23 protein-coding genes, 2 tRNA genes and 3 pseudogenes are annotated in these 17,853 nt (G+C 51.7%); 15 read left to right on the top strand and 13 right to left on the bottom strand.

Going from position 1 to position 17,853, the window contains the following annotated elements; translation table 11 throughout:
* Positions 1-16 precede the first annotated feature (16 nt).
* Positions 17-247, bottom strand: coding sequence for a MarR family transcriptional regulator (locus CP556_RS20635; RefSeq protein WP_098727576.1), 231 nt, complete (start codon positions 245-247; stop codon positions 17-19).
* Between the two features lie 163 nt (positions 248-410).
* On the opposite strand from CP556_RS20635, the gene CP556_RS20640 reads away from it, so the two are divergent.
* The 4 genes from CP556_RS20640 (at position 411) to CP556_RS20655 (ending at position 1,560) form a co-directional block, all read left to right on the top strand.
* Positions 411-578, top strand: coding sequence for a hypothetical protein (locus CP556_RS20640; protein ID WP_176548272.1), 168 nt, complete (start codon positions 411-413; stop codon positions 576-578).
* Between the two features lie 49 nt (positions 579-627).
* Complete coding sequence (locus tag CP556_RS20645) at positions 628-888, top strand: HalOD1 output domain-containing protein (RefSeq protein WP_141551729.1); 261 nt, start codon at positions 628-630, stop codon at positions 886-888.
* 57 nt (positions 889-945) lie between these two features.
* Positions 946-1,344, top strand: a complete 399-nt coding sequence (locus tag CP556_RS20650; RefSeq protein WP_098727699.1) for a DUF7522 family protein — start codon at positions 946-948, stop codon at positions 1,342-1,344.
* 107 nt (positions 1,345-1,451) lie between these two features.
* Positions 1,452-1,560 (top strand) — tRNA-Ile (locus CP556_RS20655).
* 41 nt (positions 1,561-1,601) lie between these two features.
* On the opposite strand, the gene CP556_RS20660 is transcribed toward CP556_RS20655, so the two are convergent.
* From CP556_RS20660 to CP556_RS25520, 4 genes are all read right to left on the bottom strand, one after another.
* The gene (locus CP556_RS20660) at positions 1,602-2,000 is read right to left on the bottom strand and encodes a hypothetical protein (protein ID WP_098727579.1); all 399 of its coding nucleotides are present in this window, start codon (positions 1,998-2,000) and stop codon (positions 1,602-1,604) included.
* A gap of 1,041 nt (positions 2,001-3,041) precedes the next feature.
* On the bottom strand, positions 3,042-3,197 hold the full coding sequence (locus CP556_RS27605; RefSeq protein WP_486187783.1) for a DUF7563 family protein: 156 nt from the start codon (positions 3,195-3,197) through the stop codon (positions 3,042-3,044).
* A 374-nt stretch (positions 3,198-3,571) separates the two neighbouring features.
* Positions 3,572-4,057 carry a hypothetical protein gene (locus CP556_RS20670; RefSeq protein WP_098727581.1) on the bottom strand — a complete coding sequence of 162 codons (486 nt, stop codon included), beginning with the start codon at positions 4,055-4,057 and terminating at the stop codon, positions 3,572-3,574.
* A gap of 315 nt (positions 4,058-4,372) precedes the next feature.
* Complete coding sequence (locus CP556_RS25520; protein WP_141551730.1) at positions 4,373-5,038, bottom strand: DUF8159 domain-containing protein; 666 nt, start codon at positions 5,036-5,038, stop codon at positions 4,373-4,375.
* Between the two features lie 369 nt (positions 5,039-5,407).
* Here CP556_RS25520 and CP556_RS20675 point away from each other — a divergent pair, with 369 nt between their 5' ends.
* A complete protein-coding gene (locus CP556_RS20675) occupies positions 5,408-5,641 on the top strand; it encodes a hypothetical protein (protein WP_255291537.1) in 234 nt (77 codons plus the stop codon).
* Between the two features lie 206 nt (positions 5,642-5,847).
* Here the strand turns inward: CP556_RS20675 and CP556_RS20680 are convergent, their stop codons facing one another.
* Positions 5,848-6,123, bottom strand: a complete 276-nt coding sequence (locus CP556_RS20680) for a PadR family transcriptional regulator (RefSeq protein WP_098727582.1) — start codon at positions 6,121-6,123, stop codon at positions 5,848-5,850.
* A 187-nt stretch (positions 6,124-6,310) separates the two neighbouring features.
* On the opposite strand from CP556_RS20680, the gene CP556_RS20685 reads away from it, so the two are divergent.
* The 3 genes from CP556_RS20685 (at position 6,311) to CP556_RS20690 (ending at position 7,302) form a co-directional block, all read left to right on the top strand.
* Positions 6,311-6,640, top strand: coding sequence for a hypothetical protein (locus CP556_RS20685; protein WP_098727583.1), 330 nt, complete (start codon positions 6,311-6,313; stop codon positions 6,638-6,640).
* Between the two features lie 72 nt (positions 6,641-6,712).
* Positions 6,713-6,825, top strand: a tRNA-Ile gene (locus CP556_RS26150).
* 132 nt (positions 6,826-6,957) lie between these two features.
* On the top strand, positions 6,958-7,302 hold the full coding sequence (locus CP556_RS20690; RefSeq protein WP_098727700.1) for a DUF7344 domain-containing protein: 345 nt from the start codon (positions 6,958-6,960) through the stop codon (positions 7,300-7,302).
* 1 nt (position 7,303) lies between these two features.
* Here the strand turns inward: CP556_RS20690 and CP556_RS27355 are convergent.
* A pseudogene (locus CP556_RS27355) lies at positions 7,304-7,650 on the bottom strand (TRAM domain-containing protein).
* A 134-nt stretch (positions 7,651-7,784) separates the two neighbouring features.
* A pseudogene (locus tag CP556_RS20700) lies at positions 7,785-8,279 on the bottom strand (RNA-guided endonuclease InsQ/TnpB family protein); the annotation flags it as partial.
* Between the two features lie 193 nt (positions 8,280-8,472).
* On the opposite strand from CP556_RS20700, the gene CP556_RS20705 reads away from it, so the two are divergent.
* Entirely contained in the window at positions 8,473-9,033 is a 561-nt protein-coding gene (locus CP556_RS20705) for a TATA-box-binding protein (RefSeq protein ID WP_098727584.1), read from the top strand.
* Positions 9,034-9,085: 52 nt separating this feature from the next.
* On the opposite strand, the gene ddfA is transcribed toward CP556_RS20705, so the two are convergent.
* Together ddfA and CP556_RS20715 are read right to left on the bottom strand one after the other, a co-directional pair.
* The gene (gene ddfA, locus CP556_RS20710; protein WP_255291538.1) at positions 9,086-9,454 is read right to left on the bottom strand and encodes a DdfA family disk-determining factor; all 369 of its coding nucleotides are present in this window, start codon (positions 9,452-9,454) and stop codon (positions 9,086-9,088) included.
* 4 nt (positions 9,455-9,458) lie between these two features.
* A complete protein-coding gene (locus CP556_RS20715) occupies positions 9,459-10,121 on the bottom strand; it encodes a helix-turn-helix domain-containing protein (RefSeq protein ID WP_098727585.1) in 663 nt (220 codons plus the stop codon).
* A 188-nt stretch (positions 10,122-10,309) separates the two neighbouring features.
* Between CP556_RS20715 and CP556_RS27610 the strand changes: the two genes are divergently transcribed.
* Positions 10,310-10,456 (top strand): DUF7563 family protein, encoded by a 147-nt coding sequence (locus CP556_RS27610; protein WP_486187784.1) that lies wholly within the window; start codon positions 10,310-10,312, stop codon positions 10,454-10,456.
* A 94-nt stretch (positions 10,457-10,550) separates the two neighbouring features.
* On the opposite strand, the gene CP556_RS20720 is transcribed toward CP556_RS27610, so the two are convergent.
* Entirely contained in the window at positions 10,551-10,859 is a 309-nt protein-coding gene (locus CP556_RS20720; RefSeq protein ID WP_098727586.1) for a thiamine-binding protein, read from the bottom strand.
* A 250-nt stretch (positions 10,860-11,109) separates the two neighbouring features.
* Positions 11,110-12,086: pseudogene (locus tag CP556_RS26440) on the bottom strand (tyrosine-type recombinase/integrase).
* A gap of 439 nt (positions 12,087-12,525) precedes the next feature.
* Between CP556_RS26440 and CP556_RS20735 the strand changes: the two are divergent.
* The 5 genes from CP556_RS20735 (at position 12,526) to CP556_RS20755 (ending at position 16,322) form a co-directional block, all read left to right on the top strand.
* Positions 12,526-13,824, top strand: coding sequence for a tyrosine-type recombinase/integrase (locus CP556_RS20735; RefSeq protein WP_098727588.1), 1,299 nt, complete (start codon positions 12,526-12,528; stop codon positions 13,822-13,824).
* Positions 13,825-13,891: 67 nt separating this feature from the next.
* Complete coding sequence (locus CP556_RS20740) at positions 13,892-14,476, top strand: DUF7437 domain-containing protein (RefSeq protein WP_176548273.1); 585 nt, start codon at positions 13,892-13,894, stop codon at positions 14,474-14,476.
* A gap of 14 nt (positions 14,477-14,490) precedes the next feature.
* Positions 14,491-15,021, top strand: a complete 531-nt coding sequence (locus CP556_RS26930; RefSeq protein ID WP_098727590.1) for a PIN domain-containing protein — start codon at positions 14,491-14,493, stop codon at positions 15,019-15,021.
* Between the two features lie 266 nt (positions 15,022-15,287).
* Positions 15,288-15,815 carry a DUF488 domain-containing protein gene (locus CP556_RS20750; RefSeq protein WP_098727591.1) on the top strand — a complete coding sequence of 176 codons (528 nt, stop codon included), beginning with the start codon at positions 15,288-15,290 and terminating at the stop codon, positions 15,813-15,815.
* Positions 15,816-15,899: 84 nt separating this feature from the next.
* The gene (locus CP556_RS20755; protein ID WP_098727592.1) at positions 15,900-16,322 is read left to right on the top strand and encodes a winged helix-turn-helix domain-containing protein; all 423 of its coding nucleotides are present in this window, start codon (positions 15,900-15,902) and stop codon (positions 16,320-16,322) included.
* Positions 16,323-16,516: 194 nt separating this feature from the next.
* Here the strand turns inward: CP556_RS20755 and CP556_RS20760 are convergent, their stop codons facing one another.
* Positions 16,517-17,494, bottom strand: a complete 978-nt coding sequence (locus CP556_RS20760; RefSeq protein ID WP_098727593.1) for an IS1595 family transposase — start codon at positions 17,492-17,494, stop codon at positions 16,517-16,519.
* Positions 17,495-17,853: the final 359 nt, after the last annotated feature.

Here is a 17,853-nt window from a genome sequence, read left to right on the forward strand (position 1 = left end):
CAATGAATCAGGATTCTCATTTAGAGATCATATAGAGTTGCTGGCGTGCATCTTGGAAAGATACTTGTTTCTCAATTAACTCTTCCTCTTCAAGCCGATTAAGTGCATATCGAACGGTCCGTGCAACGAGTTTTGTCTTCTCAATGAGTTCCTTTTGGGTACATTTGCCCTCGTGTTCTAACGTCTTGTAGACAAGTTTCGAGCTTGGAGGTAGTTCTTCAAGCGACGCTTCTGTTGAAGAGTTCATGTTATATGTTATCAGTCGTTCATGGCTTGTATAGATAGTTTCGGTTTGACGCTTCTCTTGCGCCAATGGTGATGTTTATATGAGAATTATAGCGATCACCAGCGTTCCGGCATCTATTTATATCGTATCACGTCTGTGAACAGATATGGGTCTTACTATCAATGTGGAAGATGATGCAAATGTCGAACTTGATGATGTAGATATCAATATCTATGGAGATACAATAGAATTTTCTGTTGAAGGAGAGATCACAGATGTCCCTTCGGAACTACTGACTAAATTCATTGGAGAGAAGCTATCACCAGTGGAGATTACCTTCGAAAGAGATTAATAAATATAGCAACCATTATACACGCGGTACATGACTTGCTTCTATAGCAATGACTGAACACGATACAGGGCCTACGACTCCCTCTGCTCCAACTCCTGATAGTGTACAGGTGATTAAAACAATCGCAGATCATCTTGATCAGGATCCAACCGAGGTCGACTTCACATTTAGTGACTATCTTGATCCCGATGCGCTTGATTCACTTCTCGAGTCTTCTACTGAAGAGTTAGTTGTCGCATTTACGATTGAAGACCTGCTTGTTACCGTGGCAAACGATGGGACAATCGAGGTTAGAGATCATCAAAACTGATTATGGCTTATTCAGGAGTATTGACAGTAATATCATCAGATGAATATAGCCATTTGTATGACCGGTTCACTGGTGGCAGGTATCTGGGATGATCTCTTTGAACAAGTCGGAGACGATCTTCGAGTTGTAACACGGTACAAGCCGACAGAGTTTGACACGAAGATGCGGGACGATGTTCGTGCGAAGTATACTTGCGAAGAGGACCGGATTGTGGTGGATGATACAATCGTTAAGCAGCTTGGACTCGATGATACCGAGGAGGCGTTCAAGACAGGTGATCTCCATGCACTTGTGCGAGTCTTCGATGATGCTTGGATTCTATCGTGGACGGATGATCTCCCCAAGAAATCAGGTCTCATGATCTCTATCCAGCGAGATGGGGCGACAGCATCAATGGATGATCTCGAATGGTGTATTCAGTACCTCGATACTGAGATCGCTCTGTTGGTAGACTGACTACGTTTTGGAGAAATGGTATAGGCCGATATTTCTTGCTTTGCGTAGTGGTCGGTATACGATAAATAGGAAGAGCTATGGAACTTATTTCTCTTTGTCTGTGTGCTGGGCCTTTAGCTTAGTCTGGTGAGAGCCCTCGGCTCATAACACGATCTGGCACCGGGTGAGGACGTGTGAGATACCGAGTGGTCACTGGTTCAAATCCGGTAAGGCCCATAGACCGACAGTTCTTCGATAGAGTGGACAGTAGCCGAGCTTTATGAGTCCTCAATAGCGTCAGCAATACGCTTGAGAGCGCGGGTCTGATCACGCAGTTCATCGCGGAGTTGTCGAACCTCACTTACGAGTTCCTCATTGCTGGTTTCCTGACCTCCAGCACCGCTAGGAGGGCCACCAGGACCGCCGCCCATCATCCCACCCATCATCTGCGCCATTGGATTCCCGCCGCCCATACCACCGCCACCCATTCCGGGGCCGCCACCCATACCACCGCCGAACGGACTTTCAGGGGGTTCACCTTCACCGTCACCCTCTTCGGCTCGCTTTTCACGGATTTCCTCCACTCGCTCACGGAAAGATTGATCTTCAGATCCGTCTTGGTTCTCTGCGGTTTCTTGCGTCCGCTCGTTACTGTTACCGGTGTCTTCGTCAGCCATACATCCGATTCTCTCCTTTCACCGTAAAAGACTGGCGACTGATAACGGTCCCCACTCTACTGATCATCTATAGTAATTTCCAGAAGTGTCTACTCACACCTATCATTCGATCCTCGAGAGACAACGAGACACGCCGATCTTCGGCGGGTACCACTACAAAGACTTCCGGATTCTACTATAGTAAGCCGGTTGATGACGGAAAAGCCGGTTACAAGCCGGCTCACAGGTACGTCAGTGGGGAGGAGTACCTGTTTACCCTGGTGGTTCGGCAGAGATGTCCACGGATGTCTCGAGCGGATTCCCAGGGCAATTTCCCCTTCGTTGCAAAACGTGATAAACCACCGACAATGAGGCATGTGTTTCCGTATCATACATCCCCCTCTGAATGCTCAACGGTCACCTGCAGCTGTATATCGAGTGGATTTTTGTCTGATCCAGTCCCTCAATACGGCAGAGACAGTGCTTTAGGTTGGTTGCTTAGATCCTGTAGGTGAGTGACAACCCATCACTTACCTGTTTGGCGTCCTGTTAAATAGATAGATGCCATCACCAGATTTCCAGCATCCACAGTCGGCGATTCACTGCGATAAGTGCCGGTCTGCCGTCCAGTCTGGTAGTCAGCAGGCACTTTCCTTTCTACTGTTGGATCAGCTTACGATCCCTATTATCAGTTGCGACGACCACCTTAAGCGATTCACTTCGGTTTGTGGGTTAACCTCTGAAGATACTGCTGAGTTCCTTCATCATCGTCCAGCTGGCGGTATCTCTTGTCCTAGCTGCCGCCTTGCACCGTATAATTCCGCTCAGACAATGATACCGGTTCAAGAGGGAGCAATTGTACCTATGGCATGTTCGAAGCATCAGTCAGAGATTGTTCAGCGGTTCCACACTGGTCTTCAAACACAGCAACAGATAGACTCCAGTCTCAGTACTTACGCAAGTCCGTCACTATGAGCTCCGTCGTGGCCATATAGGTTCAGAACGCCGGTTGAGAGCTCTACAGTAGCTACCTGCTTACAAATGGTATATCCGTGTTTTTGGTCACCGTCGTTGTGATTTTGCTCCACGGACCTCTGCTCCGTCCCGGAGTTTATCGGGGCACTGTGGACAGGCGCGCGGTTCATCAACATCATCGGGTGTGAATACACGGGCATATCGTTCAGTGACGTGCGTCCCACAATTCTGGCATTCAGGCATCTTCTATCAACTCCCGATTTGGTTGCATGAGTCATATATTGATCAATAAAGCTGCAAGCTGGTTGGCTACACGCTGTGTTTCCTGACGGAACTTGTCGGCCAAGTCGGCCTCGCCTTCGTTCTCTAACTGGTGGGGATGATGTTCAGAATCTCGAATGCTTTGTCGTAGAGGCAGCCGGCGCCCAGCCATGTCGGCTCTGACGGTGTACTCATCAAGTAGTAACCGTTACGAACGTCGTCCTGGAGCTTGTTCGACTCTTTTAGGATGTCGTCGACACGGTCCTTCTTCGTATCCTGCTCGTCTTCACCGAAGTCTTGGCTTGAAAGCTGTAGGTTTTACCCGAGCTGCTTGATGTTCTGGTTTGGATCGTCGGTCATGAGAATGGATTCGTCTTCTCGAGGAGACCGGTCATTGTCCCAGCAGTGGTCGTCATTTGGTTGCCGGTGCTTCCCGGTGCTGTGGTATTTTGAAATGGGTCCGCGGATCCGATCTGGTTCAGGTTATGGATGACCTCTGTTTCGTTGAACGTGACCTCTGCACCGGTGACAGCTACGTACCCGTTCATCACGCCGAACACTATCAGAATCCAGATCGCGGTCGCGATAAAGACCATCCAGTAGCAAAAGACCTCACCTTCGCGGCCGTCCCAGATATCGAGGAGGAAAGAAACGAGATAGAACTGGGACATGAAGTAGACGAACAACGGGATTACTCCCTCAATTAACGCGGTGAACACACGGGCGTGCAGTAGCATTTCGACCGCGTGCATCGCTAGTTCAGGGGCTTTGAGTGTTCCGTACTGCATGGCTTGATCAATGATTGGGAGAACGCGGTTCCCCAGGAGATCTGGTCCCGCCATGCTAAGTCGAGGATAGTCTGTGTGTTTTGACTGTAGACGATTCTGAAGACTGTAGTCAGTATCGCGAAGGAGGTGAGCTTCTTGATATAGCGTTTAGCTGCCTTCCAGGATCTTCGTGATCCTGGCTTTGAGAAAGAAGTAGATTCGTAGTTTTTCCTTTCCGGAAGAAACCCATACACAACATGTCTCATTTTGCCTAAAAAAGAAGACGGCAGTATCCAAATAGGCAAACTCTCACACGATGGAGATGCAAGACGGAGGCTCTTCGCTACTCGTATTCTAATATTTCCGTTATTGTCAGCTCAATGTACTCCTCTAAGGATATCTCCCGTTGGCGTACTGCTGTGCCCAATCATGCATAATGAAAAAGTTACCAAGATCGTTCCCAGATCCGTCCATAAATATCGCTTGCATCAGCTCTGACCCATGTGGTGACCCTGAATTCACTAGTTCAGCATATGAAACTGCGACAGTTTCTACTTCTTGCCTCATCTCCTGATCCGAATTTGCAGCAGTTACGTAATCTAACCAGACATAATCACTACCGCCATCAAGGAACTCAACTTGGAGTCCGTCTCCCCGTAACTGACCATCCAGATCATCAAGCGACGTTACATCACTAACTAAATCGGCAGAACTACTCTCACCTGTGTCTGTTCTCTCGCTACTATCAGTTGCTTCGGCTGAGTTAGTATCACCCCCAGTAGCTTCCGCTGCCTCTGGATCACCATCTACTTCTGCCTCTCCAGGCCCGGCATTTTCCTCAGGGGCGTCAAATAGGAGCGGTAGAGAAACCATTAGAAGTGCTGAGAAAGCAAAGAAGGCGATAATAGTGTAGATAGAGGTGACATATAACGTCCGTTTTAGACTGGAGGATTTTGCTTTTGATACCTCATATGAGTCATAATTTTCCCAGGCTTTTCTCCAGTGAGGAGTAGTTTTATAGTGAAGAGAGGGTGTTTCAATCAATATATCGCTCAATTTGCGAACTTTTGAATGGAGATTTTTCACTAGACCAGAACGCTGATCCGCAAATGGCCGACCGCAAATCGGGCATTCCCGTTCTGTCTATTTTGCTTCTGTCTCACAGTCATCACATTTGATCCCCATAGCGATTCCATACCACCACTGGTTAATAATATAACATTACTACAGCCGATTGGAAAATCAGTTTATAGGTAGTTTCGTTCTGCTCCTGGATTGGCCGTAAAGTGCCAGTAATGTTTATCCGGAAGGTATCCCTCGGACGAGGTATGGACGATATCCAGGGCCAGATGATCCTGAACGTGGAAGACCTGGTTGGGGGGGCACAAAGCATTAGAGTGGGCAGTTGACGTATCCAGTGAATTGGTGGTTCTCGAGCTCGGTGATGGATCACTGCTGATCCCTGTCAACGATGTTGAGGGCAACAGGCCTGGAGTCTTCCAGACAAAAGGATTTGATGACTGGGACGATCTCACCGGCTCCATGATCACTAATCTAGCTCCAATGTCAGAGGAAGCGATGGAGTACCGGGACTGGGATCCGTCTGATTATCGACCGCCCGTCCTCACACTTGATACTGGAGGGCATCTGTACCTATAGTAGTCGTTGAAAGTCAGTGCACATCCCGTTCGCGAATTCGCGGCCAGCGAAGACTCGCTGGCCGCTTCACTGCGAGCGGTGAGTAAATCGTTTCAACGACTACTATAGTAGCTGATCCTGAAGGCAACCAGTTCGGTGTCTTGTTCCGGGTTCAGGACGACGAAACCTTTATCGTCGACTTCGAGCCAGCAACAGGGGAGTAATCCTTAGAAATCCACGTACTGTGATTCCCACTCTCGCCGCTCTTGCAGTTGTTCAAGACCAACATCCGTGATATCGTAGTAGTTGGTCCGGCGATCCAGTTGCCCTTTCTCCACTAACTCCTTGTTGACGATGGTGTCAAGATTCGGGTAGAGCCGGCCATGGTTGATTTCTGAACTATAGTACTGCTCTACTTCATCTTTCACATCTTGGCCTGATGGCTGTTCGTTGCCTGCGATCACGTACAGCAGGTCGCGTTGAAACCCTGTCAGATCGTCCATAATCCGTTCTCACTGGCTAGAGTATTTGTTATCACCCTTGTACATGCCAGTGTATGACTTATAGATAGAACGTACTTCCCAAGGCTAATTACTGGTGTTCTCCCAATTTTGGGATTGCAGACTTTCTTGCTATTTCACTGTTTTTTCGACAAGAAAGCTTATACTGAGCTGCTCGAGTTCCTGGTGTATGTCCCATACCATTACGGAAAAGGATCAGACCGATGCTTCTGAGGATAGACAACTCCCAAATCTTGTAACGGTTGTTGGACGCGGTGTCCCCTCGAATTTTGAGATCTCGGTTTCTGGTGAGATCGAAATGGCTGCTGATAATCCTATTGCAGAAGCTATAGTTGTTTCTGGTGGGGTAGCAGAAGGCTTGATTGATGTCGGGGTCCAACGATTCCGGTTCTCCGGTGAGTGTGCAAATATCCGAGCCGTGGATTGGAATGGTGTTGAAGTCCCTGAGTCAGCGAGTACGCCGACCATTCACGTCAATTACGGCGTCCCTGACCGGTAGATAGGTAGAGAGTCGGTCCTTGAATCGTCAATAGCAACAGCTATGGAATTCCTTCAACTTATCACCTGTACAGGCCTTTAGCTTAGTCTGGTGAGAGCCCTCGGCTCATAACACATCCTGATAAAACTGAGGATGTGTAAGATACTGAGTGGTCCCGGTTTAAATCCGATAAGGCTCATCCACCACTCTTCTCTCTCATATTTCTCGCGACGGCTACCAGCAGCATCGCCTATTTTCTTCTTTCTGTCTCTTACCTACTGCACCCGGTTGTATAAATCGATAATATTATAATAGGCCGAGTAATGAGGGGGAATTGCATGATGGAGAATGTCACCCATGAAGATGAAGATAATCAACTTTCCAACGACGTTCTATTTGATGTTCTATCGCATGAACGGCGGCGATTCGCCCTGTATTGTCTTAAGCGATACCAAACCCCGATTTCACTCGTCGATCTGGCGGACGAAGTAGCACGGTTAGAGTATGATGCTGAAACACCCCTTCAGGTCTCAGGTGAAGACGTTAAGGAGATCTACTTGCACCTCTATCATTCGCATATCCCGAGGATGGAGGAAGCGAATCTCCTCAAATACTCCCAAGAAAATGACACGGTGTATCTCAAGAGTGATATCTCCGACCTAAAGCCGGGAAAATTCATATAGACTACTCATAGTGATCATGTCGTTCGACGACTTCGCCGAAGGCCACATTCGGGCTGACGTCTTGATCTCGATCGTCACTCTTTCATGGACTTCGGTATCAGGGACGATGACAATGTATCCTCGTTCGACGCGGGCGATGCCGTCTCCCTGTTCACCGATATCTTCGATCTCAACTGTTTGCTGTTCACCTACTTCGACTGGCGGCCCAGGATCAGTATGGTCCTGCTTCCGGGACTGCTCTTTATTCTCGGCCTGCTCTTCTGGCGGAGAAGTGTCGGACTGAATTAATGCCGCATGATACATCTCGTTTGTTTGTATCGAGGCAGTGGAACTGGACTGTTCGACCAGCTACGAGTGTGAACCCGGGTACGAATCGGCCAAGATCACTATTGCCTAAGTGACGGGGGAGGATGCCATCGATCTCTGGCTTTGCGTTCAGCTGTTCCAGTTGCTGTGTGTGGTCTGGTGACTTCCTCTCCACCCTACTCGCACACGGCTGACGCCGTTCGCTCCTTGAGGATGGGGCTTCCTGTTTCCACGACGCGCTTTGCAGGAACCGAACAGGTTCCCGTAGGGAGCGCAGTCTCCGCAGGCGTTGATTCGGGACAGCCCGTCCCTACTTGCTTCAGACCGCGTACCAAGATGTTGTAGGCCGCATTCCAGTCCCTGTCCGCCGTGAAGCCACAGGAGGGACAGGAGTGTTCGCGAACCCACAGCGGTTTGTCGGTCGAGACACCGCAGGCCGCACATTCTTTGGTCGTTCCGGCCGGATCGACGGCCACGAAGTGCGTGCCTTCGCGCTCGCACTTGCACTCGAGCATCCGCAGGAACGTTCCCCACGCTGCTCCGGCACGGTTCCGGCTGTTCGACGGGAGTTCCATCAGACCCTTCGCGTCGAGGTCTTCGACGGCGACGAGATCGTACTCTCGAGCGTAGTAGTTCGAGAGTTTGTGCAAGAAGTCGCGGCGCTTTCGTTGTCCTCGATTCCGATGGGTGGGGAAACCATTGGTTCCTGACAGGGAGGAAGAAGTCTTGAAAGCATCGCCGATAACAGAGAAAGCCATCACGCTACGGTTTTGATAGCCTTTCTAAGAAAGTAGCTTTCAGAACCATCTTTCATAATTAGAGAGTGCTAGTTTGATACTGGTCCGCTAGAGATACCTTTACAACATGACTGAACCAGTAGAGACTATTGAAATTCAGAACGTTGTTGCATCGACGGGTATCGAGCAAGAGCTGAATCTTGAACAGTTAGGGCTTGATCTTGGGGAAGCTGACTATGACCCTGAGAATTTTCCTGGACTTGTATACCGGACACAGGACCCGAAAGCTGCTGCCCTCATTTTTCGGTCGGGAAAGATTGTCTGTACAGGAGCAAACAGCGAAGAGACAGCACGCGGATCACTTAGCATAGTCTTCGATGAATTACGTGATCTCGGAATTGATGTCGCTGAGTCACCACCAATCGAGGTGCAGAATATTGTTGCAAGCGTCGACTTCGGTCACCGTCTCAACCTGACTGCGATCGCCATCGGTCTTGGACTCGAGAATATTGAGTATGAACCGGAACAGTTCCCTGGACTGGTGTACCGTCTTGATGAGCCATCAGTCGTCGTGCTGCTCTTTGGAAGTGGGAAAGCCGTCGTCACTGGGGCTAAGACCACTGACGATGTGACCGAGGCAACTAAGGCTGTTGAGACAAGGCTCACGGACTTAGGCCTATTTGAGTGATGTCAGCCGGAGACTGGGTTAGAAAACAGATTCTCCTTGTTTCACGACAGTATCACTCTGTCCCATCAATCAATTCCGTGGTGATATTAGCATTGCTATCAACATGTACGTTGTATCCGCAATAGGTGAAAGAAATACTCCCTTCACGTTCGAGACTTGCCGAAGCCGTCGACTGAAAAAGTGAATTCAATGCATCAGGATCAATTACAGAATGCAGAGGTGGCGATAGTTGAGTGGGACTTGTTCCTTCGCGATTAGCAATTTCTTCAACGATTTTCGTACCCAGATTCGGTGTAGACTGCTCTTGGTGATACGTCGCTTGAGGCATTAACAGGTGATATTTCGGCATCGTCACTCTCAAATCTACCGCAGCATTATGCGGTCGATTAAATAGGGGTAAAAAGAGAAGAAGTTCTACCAACTACTTACCATGAATTAAAGTGTTGCTTGAACATCTTTGCCTTAATTGTTCTCAGGTGCGAGGACAGGGTTGATGGTGTAATGCCAAGCTCCTCGGCAACCTCTTCAGCGTCGGCCCCCTCCGGGTCAAAATAACCCATCTCCGTTGCAGTTTGACCGACTTCGTGCTGACGGTCAGTTAGTTGAATATGAACACCTGTTCCTGCAGTTTTACTCTGATCATCGTCACCGTATATTTTATTTATTTCACACTCCACATCTTCTTGTTCACAATACGTCTGAAAGTTCGCAAGTTGGCTCCTATCTGCCGCATGTAATCGAAGCCGCCATCCGCTATCAGCATTTACAACATCAAGAATACGCAAACCACGTTCAGCCATTTCCGGCGTGATAACTTTCACCTCAGAACTAAGACGTACACGATAGATACGATGGTCATTGAATTTGGAGATAGATTCCCAATCAGTTACTGTAGAATCCGAGTCAAGCTCTGATTCAAATGTTTGATATGAGGGTGTCTTTACTGAGTAGAATAACACTGGCGAATCAGAGAATGTTGCTGGCTGAGATTCGATTTCGATATGGAGGTCTGGTACGGCATCAAGTGTCGAAGTTAATGTAAGGTCTGGATGTTTAACCGTAATTTCAGCGATATAACTTGCCACCATGCGTGTGACACGGCAACAAGGATCAGGAAAAGTATTTTGAAGTCGTATTGCTCTCGTATCTATCGGGAACAAAATACCGTGGAGGAAGATGATAACTCATGAGTTGTATTTTGTCTAGTTTGACACGAATATAACTGTGGCAGTTAATCTCATCACGTTATACAAGGGCCGACGCGGAAGGATAACATATGCCTCATTGTAGTGACTGTGACGCGTTTATCACCCGGGACTTTATCCGAGTATTCGGTATTGATGGCGAGGTCCACGGCTGTCCGAACTGTATGACTTATCGAGAGCTACAGGTTGGAAGTGGTGTGTCGTCAGAGCAGACGTAACCTTGTCTAATCACGAATCGATCACGCCATCTTATGCAAGTCGAAATAAGCAGCGTCGTACTGAACGAGGCCTCTCAGGGCTGTCGGATCCACGCTACATGTTCTTCTCTGGGTCGCGGCCAAGCACACTGGCCACAGATTTAACGCGATCCTCGGCGTGCTGATCACTTCCTTGGTCGTCAACTTCAACGGATGTGATAATTCGATCGGCCTCAACTGCATTGTGTGCCGCTTGGATTGCTTCGAATACCTCATCGACGTCGTTGGCTTCGATGACCGTGTCTGTTGCGGTCATTTTGTATGAGATATCGAACTCGTCTAGTGCGTCGATAGCCTGTGCGATGTCTTCGGACAGACTTCCGTCGTGGACTGGGATGACCTCGAATCTGGCGATGATAGTCATGAGTTTTCACCTCTAAATGTGCATGGTGGGGTCGACTACCCACGTAGCACGGTTGTAGTACGAGAACAGTGTCAATAGAGATTCGGAGCCATCAAAACTTCTGTCTGTATATTTGATTTAAGCCCTTTTAGAAACCTTGTTAAAAAACCGCATAGCTGTAGAGATACCCCGTCCACCGGCCGTGTTAGAGACATATTTTCCTATCTACCGTCCTCCCAGAACCTCTAAGCTCGAAAATTGAAGAGGATAGTCAGGAAATGGTCATTAGATCTAGCGGTTTGATGTATTTCAAGTACTCTATACGGGCTGCATCCCGGTCGACACGGGTGTAGAGATCCATCGTCTCTTGTTCAGCATCTCCACGAATATATTGCAGGAAGTGATTCTTCATACCCTGATTTCGCATCAGTGAGGTGAACACGGTTCGGAAGGTATGCGGTGTGAACCTCTTCTGGAACCGGGTTTCACCTTCCTCCATTACATCTGCTTTGACAGCTGCACGGCGGATGCTTCGCCGCATCCACTTCTTCCCCAGTTTGTTCCCATAGATCGATGGGAAGAGATACTCACCGTCTCGAGAGGATACGAACTGGTAGCGTTCGATCGCTTGCTTGAGTTCCTCATCGATCGGTATTACGGTCTGTTTCCCGCCTTTCCGTACACGGAGCCGGATGAATCCGTCCTCTAAGAGCAAGTCATCGTACTTGATTGAGATGGCTTCATCGATTCGACACCCGGTTTTCGCCAGTATTGTTGAGACCAGTTTGTCCCGCGGATCATCGATAGCGTGAATGATCTTTTTCGCGTTCTCCCATGTCGCACAGTCCGCTGGTCTTTGATCTGTTTCGACAGCTCCTCCAGAAGCACACCGGCAGGGTTTCCGGTGATGTCGTATCTGGGTCGTTTCATCACCCAGGAGAAGAACGCACTGAGGGATTCCAGGTATCGGCGTTTTGGATCTTGTTTCCGCGTATAGACGGTCGTGAAATCCGGCAGCTGATCCACAGAAAGTCCGAGTTTCGCGGCGATTCCGGGCATCTCGTACAGAATGTCAAGCAACCGGCGGTAAGGCTGGTTCAGATACTCTCGGAGGCAGTGGATCGAGATAATCACCCAGTCAGCATAGCCGCCGTCACTCTTCTTGATCGCCGGCGCTGGCTTGCCGATGACAGCGTTTTGGGACAAATCGACACATCGGTCGGTGAAGCGGGCGAGTTGAGACGGCATACTCGCCGCTTCCTCGCTCAACTCTACATAATCCCGGTGGAGGCGTCTACTGAGCGGCGTCTAAACACGGCCTGACTTTGTTTTGAATATCCGACCTAGGTGGTCAGTAAACTGATTGCTTTGATCAGCATTTTTGCCCAGTCGTGATCCGTTTTTGGTGCGACTATCTGTTTCCCGTGAACGCTTTCGACGGCATTCGCAACTACACGCCAGATTTAGATATAGCAGAATAGGGTTTACTCTTGAATCGCGTTATTTGCTGACTTCCATCGGCATTCACACAGACTCCAGCGGTCAGTAAGAACCCAAAACCTATATCATAACTGGGAGAAACTAGCTACTGCCCGAAGATGCCGGACTTAGAATCGGAAACACACTCAGCGAGGCCTCTACGCAGCTTCCCAGCGCACCGAATACTGGAAACGGTGGGGTGTCCCCTGTGAGTGACGCGACGACGCCGGCGTCACACGCCGACTGGGAGGAGGTCGACGACGTCTCCTGGACGCTGCTTGACCGCGAGGAACTCGTCGACGCCTACTGGGCGGTCATCGCCCCCGCAATGGAAGCTGACGGGCTCGATCCCGACCAGGAGAAGCCGACGCACAGTTGGCTCCGCGACCACGACTTCCGCCCGCTCCTCTACGCGCTGCGGGAGTACCACGACACGACGTTCGGGGAGTTCTGGTCGACCGACCTCGGGCTCGAACCCGAAGCGACGGGCTACGACTGGGCGACCGACCACGACCGAACCATCGAGGCGCTCGAATCGTTCCTTACCTCCCGTCGAGAGCGAAAGGGCCTCGCGGACTCGTCGATCGACACGCTCCGCTACCGATTGAACCGCTACGCCGCCGCCTACTGCGATGAGAACGACACGGACGACCTCGTGACAGCCGTCGCTCGCGATAGCGATGTTCCCGCTTATGAGACCGTTGATGCGTGCTGGGCAGCGTTCGACCGCCTGCACGAGGATCTCAATGGCGGGCAAACCAAACGCCGCATTCATCTTGCCGTTTCGAACTGGTACGCCCATCTCGTCCGGCGCAAATGGGCCGCCGTCAACCCGGCTGACGGCCTCGAGGAAGAATTCGACTGGTCGAACGACACCGATGACGATGCCGATACGCCATGTCTCGCCACCGAGCACGTCAGTTCACTCTACCAGGCGGCTGACGGACCGGAAGACCGCCTCCTGGTCCTCGCACTGTGTGCGTGGGGCCTTCGTCCGAACGAGGTCGCCCGCCTCCACACGCGCCAGTTCGTCCTCGACGTTTCCACCGACGAAGTCCCGTATATTGCGTTCGAGGAGCGAAAGAACGGTCCCGGACAGGTGTCGCTGCTCTACGGTCGGGATGTCCTCGAGGACCGACTCGCGACGTTCGCCGATCACGACGATTGGGACGGCTACCTGTTTCCGTCACCCCATGCCTCGGGCGATTCTATCTCACGATGGACGGTCTGGAATCGATTTACACAGCTCGCTGACCGGGCGGGCCTTCCCGACGAGATCGACGGAGTGACACCGGCGCCGAAGATGGGACGGCGGTACTGGTACGACGTGTACTCTGCGTCGCTCGACGTCGTCCTCGGCAGTCTCGATGAAATCGCTGCCGAACAGGGAAGCGCGAGCGCCGACATCGTCCTACAGAACTATCTCTCGGATACACGCGCCCGGACGCTCCGCCGGAAGTATATGCGCGACCAGCTGGCTGCTGCCTTCGAACCAAGCGAAGAGTGATACTTGGACACCTCCGACTTCGGTCACAACCCAAGTGTTATTACTCAGTACACGAATCATGTATTGTATGTCGAAAGCGACGGGGGACCCCGAACGCGCCATTAATGGCCTAATGTCAGTGGCACAGCTACTTGAAGAGCCACGGCTCGCTCGCCTCTACACGTATATTCTCCGTGAAGGCGAAGTGACGATTGATAAAATCGTCGCCGACATCGACACACCCCGCACGACCGCGTACGCGGATACGGGAACGCTCGTCGATCTCGGGGTACTCACGCGGGATGAAGCGCAGAAAACCCACACCTACACGGGCATCCCGATCACGCTCACTGCGAACCTCGATGGCGATACGTACACGATCACGCCCACGCTCGTCGAGGCAATCGGCCGGTCGCCCCAGGATCAGGATCTCGACCTGCTGATCGAGAAACATGGCATGGGCAAGCTCGCTGCAGCGCTCACGTACGCGATTCCGTATGTTGAGGGCGGCATGACCGAACGCCTCGCAGCACGCGAACTCAACCTTCAACCTGCGTTCGGGATTGCGGTACTCCAGGCACTCCGCGAGGTGATTCTCGATATGCGGGAGTGCGATCCATATTTCGACCAAATTCGGAATGCGCGTGACAAGCCGGTCGACGAGGAAGCGTAGGAATTTTCTCATACATGAAAGAGACGACCGAGTCGATACCTGAGAACGCGGTATGGATTGCTGATTCAGGCGTTTTCATTGCCTGTGGCCGCCAACAGCGGAACAAGTATACAGCGCTGGAACGGTTCGCCCAGCGGAACGAGATTACGTTCGTGATTCCACAGCGGGTGTATGAGGAACTTGGCGGTGCGCCAGACCGCAGTACGCCCGGTCAGACACCGATTAACAGTGCGATTGATACTGGATGGGTGACCGTCGCTGATGAATTAGATTACACGAATCCGACGGTATCTAGCGTTATGGACGGTGTGCGTGGCTTCATTGCACGTGAGTCGAATCGCTCCGAGGACAACATCGAGAAAGCGGATACCGCACTTGGTGGCGTCGCAGCCCACCTCTTAGAGAGCGGGAAGGCCGCGTCTATCTGTGTTCTCACGACGGATGACGATGCAGGGAACGGCGTCGTCACTGCAATCGAAGCTCATGGATTCGACGGGCAAATCACATTCAAAGATGGCTTTGAGCTGATTGCAGAGATCACGTAATATCGAGTCTCTTGACCGTCAGTGACGCCGTCTATTGAGTGAGGATGTATACATAGCTGAAGCACTAGATTAACCGACAAAAGGCATCATATAATCGGTTATGAGTTGGTCAAAATAAAGCCCATACTGCCTTAATCTACGCCAATTCAGATACATGTGCCCGGAAGCTCCGCCGGGAGTATATGCACGAGCAACTGGCTGCCGCCTTCGAAACGAATGAGGGGTAACACCAGGGCATCTACCCACCTCTAGCCCCTACGGTCCCCATGGCCCGCGTGTACACGTTCGGACACTCCTCGCGTTCGATCGAAGAGTTCGTCTCAGTGCTCCACAGCTACGACGTCACCATCGTAGTCGACGTCCGCCGGTTTCCCGGCTCGCGGCGGAACCCCCAGTTCGGTGCTGACGCGCTGGCCACGGCCCTCGACGAGCACGGGATCGGATACCGCCACTTCGAGGCGCTTGGGGGCCGGCGTTCGAGCCCCGAGGCGGACTCACCGAACGACGAGTGGGACAACGACTCGTTCCAGGCGTACGCCGACTACGCGCTCACCGACGAATTTCAAACTGCGCTCGACGAGCTGGTCGCGCTCGCCGAGACCGACGTGCCGGCGATTGTCTGCGCCGAAGCCGTCTATTGGCGCTGTCATCGGCGGATCATCGCCGACTGGCTCCTCGCCCGCGGCTGCGACATCGTCAATATCTATGACGTCGACCACGCTGACGAGCACGAATTGACTCGATTCGCGGAGGTGGCAAACGGGCGGGTTACCTATCCTGCGGGTGGAAAGTAGTGTCATCGAGCAATCCGACGCGCTGTCTCTCGCCAGTTCAGCGGAGTAATATTGATTATGTGAGGTAACCAGAGTTACCTTAGCATGGCAGACGAACGCCGACACGACCGGGACGAGAACGAAACCGACGAGCGGACGGCGTCGTCCGCCGGCGAGGCCCGGCTTCGGGACGACTTCTTTACGGGCCCGCGCATCGCCACGTTCGAGGATTACCTCGAACAGCTCGACGCGATCGCCAATTCGACCCGTTTCGTGATTTGCTACCTCCTCTACGAAGACGGCGACACGACGTACAAAGAGCTGAGCAACGCGACTGACAAGGCTGGCAACGCGCTCAATCACCACCTCGATACGCTCCAGTCCGCGGGGCTCATCACGCAGTCGAAGCAACGAGTCGACGGGCAAGAGCGGTCAGTCTATACACTCTCGATCCTCGGCCAGAAACTCATCGACCCCATGATCGATTTAATCGCCGAGGAAGGCGACCTCGCTGAACAGTACACGTAACCGCTCGTCCGTTCTCCGACAGGGCTTCGAGTATCTCCCTCCTCCTGGTGGGCGTTTTCGATACACAAATAGCCACACCAAGCCTCTAATCCGCTCTTCGATGATGTTTCCGATGTAACATCGCAATCGAGTACGTCAGATTAACCAACACATCCAGCACGATCGGCGTTGATGTTGGTTAATATTGAACGCTCTTATGTAGAATTGCGGAAGGCCCCGATAACGAGACAATCAATGGTTGACTCGACGGATTCGACAGCCAGAGAGAGTGGCCGAACGATGCCGAAGGTGTGAGCGGCCTGTTCCAAGCCCTGCTTGGACAGGCCGCGAAACTTCCGCAGCCACGGCTGGACAAGCGAAAACAGGCACTCAGCCTGGTTAATGTGGACACCGTCGGGCGAGACGTATCTTTCCTTGTGCACGACCGTTCGATGGTCACGCTCCATCTCTCGGTAGGCTTGGAGGCCGTCGGTCCAGACCTCTCCCAGCGACTGGAAGAGGTCTTCAGCCTCCTGTATCACTGGCTCAAGATCGCCGCTGTAGTCGATGCCGAGTTGGCCGCGGATCACGCGAAGCGAGTCGCGGCATGCCGCGACGAGCGTCAGTTGATCACCGTGACGCCCTCGCCAGCGTGAGCGTCCTCTCTGGGACGAGCCGCCGCGAGAACGACTGTTCCGCGGCGGCTCTTGCCCTTTGTAGCCCGAACAGACTTTGCCAGATTCGTCGACTTGCGTCGGGCCATCGATGGTCTGGTTGAGGAGGCTCCAGACGACGGGGAAGCCGCGATGGATCGCGACTTCCACCTCCCGAATCGCCGTGTGAACGGTTTTGTAGGCTCGACCGAGCAACGGCGCGATCTGGTTGATACTGAACAACGTATCGGCGTAGAGCGTGAACGTGAGAAGTACCTCGCCACAGGTGAGGTGCTTCTCGTGAAAGGGTGTTCCGTAGGTGCAAACCGGCTTGAAGTTGCAGTCTCGGCACCACACGCGGTCGAGATGCGGCCACGTTTGAACGGCGTTGTGCCCGCAGCGAGGACAGGACGTGTTCTCCCAGAAGTCCTTGAGTCGCCGCTCGATGCGGGCATCGAGCGGCTCCGTGTCGATCTCGACGACGCCCAGCTCGATCAGCTCTTGAAACATCGCGCCGAACGCCGGCTGAGCAGACGACATACTCCCAAATTAGCACCGGCTCAGTGTAACAACAGGGCCTTTCCGTAGCTCTACACAAGAGCGATATTGAAGGAGATCTCCGCTCCCCAGATCAGCAACGTTGCCACCATTTCTAATATTAGGAACGTGGATTATATCTCCACTGTTACTAACATCCCCAGCATAGAAAATATTTCTAATGGTGGAGATGCAAGTGATAGATGAAATTGAGTAAGCGTGTACTGTGTTTCTAATATTAGAATTATTATTTCTATAAGTACCATTAGAAACACCAGAAAGGATTTGCTTGTCAGTGCTAGAATTGCAGTATATGGGCAGTATCATGCGACGGAGCCTCATTTCTAACGTTAGAAACGCTG

The sequence above is a fragment of the Natrinema sp. CBA1119 genome, from assembly GCF_002572525.1.
Taxonomy (GTDB): domain Archaea; phylum Halobacteriota; class Halobacteria; order Halobacteriales; family Natrialbaceae; genus Natrinema.